At 65.8% G+C, this 4534-nt stretch carries 4 protein-coding genes; all 4 read left to right on the top strand.

From position 1 onward, the window contains the following. Window positions 1–702: efflux RND transporter periplasmic adaptor subunit (locus RLDS_RS29420; RefSeq protein ID WP_021224264.1), on the top strand; the 702-nt coding region annotated here is incomplete at its 5' end. A 9-nt stretch (window positions 703–711) separates the two neighbouring features. Continuing rightward, on the top strand, window positions 712–3783 hold the full coding sequence (locus tag RLDS_RS29425; RefSeq protein ID WP_021224265.1) for an efflux RND transporter permease subunit: 3072 nt from the start codon (window positions 712–714) through the stop codon (window positions 3781–3783). Next, window positions 3776–4075 (top strand): DUF3240 family protein, encoded by a 300-nt coding sequence (locus RLDS_RS29430; protein ID WP_020819433.1) that lies wholly within the window; start codon window positions 3776–3778, stop codon window positions 4073–4075. Before RLDS_RS29425 ends, RLDS_RS29430 begins: the two co-directional genes overlap by 8 nt. After that, window positions 4072–4534: TolC family protein (locus tag RLDS_RS29435; protein ID WP_021224266.1), on the top strand; the 463-nt coding region annotated here is incomplete at its 3' end. The genes RLDS_RS29430 and RLDS_RS29435, both read left to right, overlap by 4 nt.

Here is a 4534-nt window from a genome sequence, read left to right on the forward strand (position 1 = left end):
AACGCGGCCCGGCTCTCGCAGCTTGCCCGCGAAGGCATCATCGCTGGCGCGCGCGCCGATGAAGCCAATGCGCTGGCGGCCGAAGCGGGCGCGGATGTCGCCGAAAAGGCGCGCATCCTCAAAATGGTCAATGGCGTGGGCGCGAGCGGCACTTATACGCTGACCGCGCCGATCGCGGGGCGCGTCACGACCGCCAGCGTCCAGACGGGCAATCCGGTGGACGGAACCACCGCGCCTTACGTGATCGACGCCGCCAACCGCTATGAGGTTGTCGGCCAGTTGCCCGAACGGCTCGTCGGCACGGCCCGCCCGGGCATGACCGTATTGATCGAGCCCGACATCGCCGGCCGGGTCACGGCCGTGGGGTCGACGATAGACCCTGCCACCCGCTCGGTCGTTCTCAAGGCCGAGATTCCTGCCGGGCCGGGCATCATCGCCGGCCGCGCGACCAGCATGTCGCTGTCCGGCCCAGCCCCGGCCGGTGCCGTCAGCGTGCCTTCTGGTGCGATCGCCATGATCGGGGACAAGACTATCGTCTTCGTCGCCACTGGCGGCGGATATGCGATCCGCGACGTAACGCTGGGTGGATCTGGGGGCGGTTCCGTCGAGGGACAAACCGTGCTGCTTTCAGGCGTCAGGCCGGGCGAGCAGGTGGTCATTTCCGGCACGAGCGCACTCAAGGCGCTCGCCTTGTCGCGATAGGTCCGGGCCATGTTGCGTTCGCTAGTCGCCGCCTCGCTGTCCTGGCGTCTGCTCGTTCTCGCGCTCGCCCTCGCGGTTGCAGGGCTTGGCGCCTGGGCCTTCGTGACGCTGCCGGTCGATGCCTATCCGAACATCGCCCAGACGCAGGTGAAAGTCATCCTGAAGGCGCCGGGCATGACCCCCGAGGAGGTGGAGAGCCGCGTCATCACGCCGATCGAGATGGAAATGCTCGGTATTCCCGATCAGGCCATCCTGCGATCCACCGCCAAATATGCCATTGCCGACATCACCATAGATTTTGTCGACGGCACCGACATCTATTGGGCGCGTCAGCAGGTTGCCGAACGCCTGTCGAGCGTGTTGCCCGATCTGCCCGCGTCGGTCAGCGGCGGCCTTGCCCCGATTTCCACACCGCTTTCGGACATTTACATGTTCACAATCGAGGGACCGCTCTCGCTTCAGCAAAAGCGTGAACTGCTCGACTGGACCATCCGCCCCGCGCTTCGCACCGTGCCGGGCGTCGCCGATGTGAACGCGCTGGGCGGCTTTGTGCGAACCTTCGAAGTCCGCCCCGATCCCGTTGCGCTTGCGGCGGCAGGCCTCTCGATCGCGGACATCCAGACGGCGATTGAAAGCGGCAACCGTAACGATGGCGCGGGACGGCTGAAAAGCGGCGAGGAATCGCTGATCGTGCGCGCGGTCGGCGCAATCCGGTCGGTCGAGGATCTACAGCAACTGGTGGTTCAAAGCCGCAACGACCGCATCGTTCGGCTGGGCGATCTGGCGACGGTCGGAACCGGCAGCCTGACGCGCTATGGCGCGGTCAGCAAAAACGGTCAGGCCGAAGCGGTTCAGGGGCTGGTGATCGCCCTGCGCGGCGCCGATGCGCGGCAGGTGGTGGATGGTGTCCGCACCCGCCTTGCGGAAATCGAAAGCACATTGCCCACAGGCACCCATGTCGATGTTTTTTACGACCGCTCCGACCTGATCGCGCGCGCCGTCGGCACGGTCGAGAAAGCCTTGCTCGAAGCGGCCGTCCTTGTCGTCGTGCTGCTCATCCTGTTCCTTGGCGACTGGCGTGCGGCGGCGATTGTCGCCGCCACTCTGCCGCTGGCGGCGCTCATCACCTTCCTCTTCATGCAGGGCATGGGCCTTTCGGCCAATCTCATGAGCCTTGGCGGTCTTGCCATCGCCATCGGCCTGCTGGTCGACGGGTCGATCGTGGTGGTGGAAAATATCGTCGAACGGCTCGGCCGGGCACACGAGGAGGGAACCCCGCGCCTCAACCTCGTCTATCAGGCGGCAAGTGAAGTCATCGTGCCGGTCTCGGCCGGTATCGCCATCATCGCACTGGTGTTCCTGCCGCTGCTGTCGCTGCAGGGCCTTGAAGGCAAATTGTTCGCGCCGGTTGCGCTCACCATCGTCTTTGCGCTGGCCGGCTCGCTCCTGCTCGCGCTCACGCTCGTTCCGGTGCTTGCATCCTTCGGCCTGAAAAGCGGCCATCATGGTGAGCCGTGGCTGATGCGCCAGCTTGGTCCCCGCTACCGGGGTCTCCTCGATGGCGCCTTCGCGCGCAAGCGGCTGGTTTATGGACTATCGGCGGCAGGGCTGGTCATCGCCGGCATCGCCTATGGCGCGGTCGGCAAGACCTTCATGCCGACGATGGATGAAGGCTCTATCATCGTCCAGCTCACCAAGCTGCCCTCCATCGATCTTGACCAGTCGGTTCAGGGCGACATGGCCGCGCAGCGCGCATTGATGCGCGTGCCGGAAGTGCAGGACGTGATCGCGCGCGTCGGATCGGACGAAATCGGACTTGATCCGATGAGCCCCAATGAGACCGACAGCTTCGTCCGCCTGAAGCCGCGCTCCGAATGGCGCGGCGACAAGGATCTCATCGTCGAGGATATGCGCAAGGCGATGGCAGGCCTGCCCGGCATCGAGCCGAGTTTCACCCAGCCGATCGAGATGCGGGTTTCCGAAATGCTGACCGGTGCGCGCGGCGATCTTGCCGTCAAGATTTTCGGGCCGGATCTGGCGACGCTGGGCGATCTCGCGGGTCAGGTGCAGGAGATTCTGTCAAACGTCGATGGCGCATCCGAAGTGCTGACCGTCGCCAATGACAGCGTAGACTATCTCCAGCTCGACATCGACCGCGCCGCCGCCGGGCGCTTCGGCATGCCGGTCGACCAGATACAGGATGCGTTGCGCGCGCAGATCGAAGGCGTCCATGTCGGCGTCGTCGCCGATGGCCAGAAGCGCGTGCCGATCGTCATTCGCGGCGATGAGACGCTGCGCGCCGATCCCGCCCGCTTTACCGATCTGCAATTGCACACGCCCGCCGGAATTGTCGCCCGGGTCAGCGACATGGCGCGGATCGAGCGGACAGAGGGGCCGGTCAAGCTTGACCATGAGAACGGGTCGCGCTTCGCGCTGGTGCAGGCGTTCGTCTCCGGGCGCGATCTGGTCGGCTATGTCGATGAAGCGAAGGCCGAGGTCGGCGCGAAGGTCAAACTGCCCGCCGGCTACAGCATCGTCTGGGGCGGGCAGTTCGAAAACCAGCAGCGCGCCTCGGCCCGGCTGGCGGTCGTGATCCCGATCGCGCTGCTCCTGATCTTCTTCGTTCTGCTGGCGACGCTGCGCTCGATGCGCGCCTCGGTGCTCATCCTTGTCAACATCCCCTTCGCCATGGTCGGCGGGATCGTCTCGCTCTGGGCTTCGGGAGAATATCTGTCGGTTCCCGCCTCGGTGGGCTTTATCGCCCTGCTCGGCATCGCGGTGCTCAACGGACTGGTCATGGTCACCTATTTCCGCCAGCTCCGCGCCGATGGGCGGAGCATGACCGAGACGGTGCGCCTCGGCGCCGAACGGCGCCTGCGTCCCGTCCTGATGACCGCCAGCATCACGGCCTTCGGCCTTGTGCCGCTGCTGTTCGCGACCGGCCCGGGATCGGAGATCCAGCGCCCCCTCGCCATCGTCGTGATCGGCGGCCTCATCACCTCCACCCTGCTGACGCTCATTCTGCTGCCGATCCTGTTCGAGCGTTTCGGCGAAAGCGCGGGAGAAACCGACAATGGCTGACATCCTGCTGACCTTCCATTGCGCCTCGCATGACGCCGATAGCGTGACTGACGCACTCCGCGCCGCCTGCGACGCGCCGATCCATATCGCCGAGCAGGCGGTGCGCGGCTGGGACTTCGGCGACGCCAGCACGGCGGAACGGGTGTCGGGCCTTCTGCGCCGCAACGCGCTGGAACTGATTGTCGATGAGGACGCTCTGGGGACACTGGTTGACGCGGTCACCCAATCGAAGCGGTCGCTGCCAGTGCGCTGGCACGTAGTCCCGGTGTCAGCCCGGGGGAGGATCGCATGAGATCGCCGATCATCCTCGGGGCGCTTGTCGCATTGCTCACACCCGCTGGGGCGCTTGCCCAGCGCGCCGATTTGCCGCCGAGCGAAAAGGTTGCCGAAGCGCTGGACAATCATCCGGCCGTGGCGGCCGCGCGGGCACGGGTGGACGCCGCCCGTGCCGACCGCGACATGCTGGCGAAGGGGACCCATGAGATTGCCGTTACCGGCAGCTATGTTCGCCGCAGCGTGGACAGGGAAGGCGGCTATGACGAGTTCGACGCCACGATCGCCCGACCGTTCCGCCTGCCGGGCAAGGCGGCGCTCGATCGCGAGGCGGGCGCCCTGGGCATAGAGGTCGCGGAAAACCGGATGGAGGATGCCCGGCATCAGACGGCTTTGCTGCTCTCCGGCTATTGGAACGACTGGCTGGTCGCCGGCGCGCTGTATCGCAACGACCTCGATACGGTGCGCTGGCTGGAAA

The sequence above is a fragment of the Sphingobium lactosutens DS20 genome (genome assembly GCF_000445105.1).
In the GTDB taxonomy this organism is placed as follows: Bacteria; Pseudomonadota; Alphaproteobacteria; order Sphingomonadales; family Sphingomonadaceae; genus Sphingobium; species Sphingobium lactosutens.

Bases quoted from the DNA above. Each gene is read 5' to 3' on its own strand.
- RLDS_RS29430 (WP_020819433.1), top strand. From the start codon at position 3,776: ATGGCTGACATCCTGCTGACCTTCCATTGCGCCTCGCATGACGCCGAT.
- RLDS_RS29425 (WP_021224265.1), top strand. From the start codon at position 712: ATGTTGCGTTCGCTAGTCGCCGCCTCGCTGTCCTGGCGTCTGCTCGTT.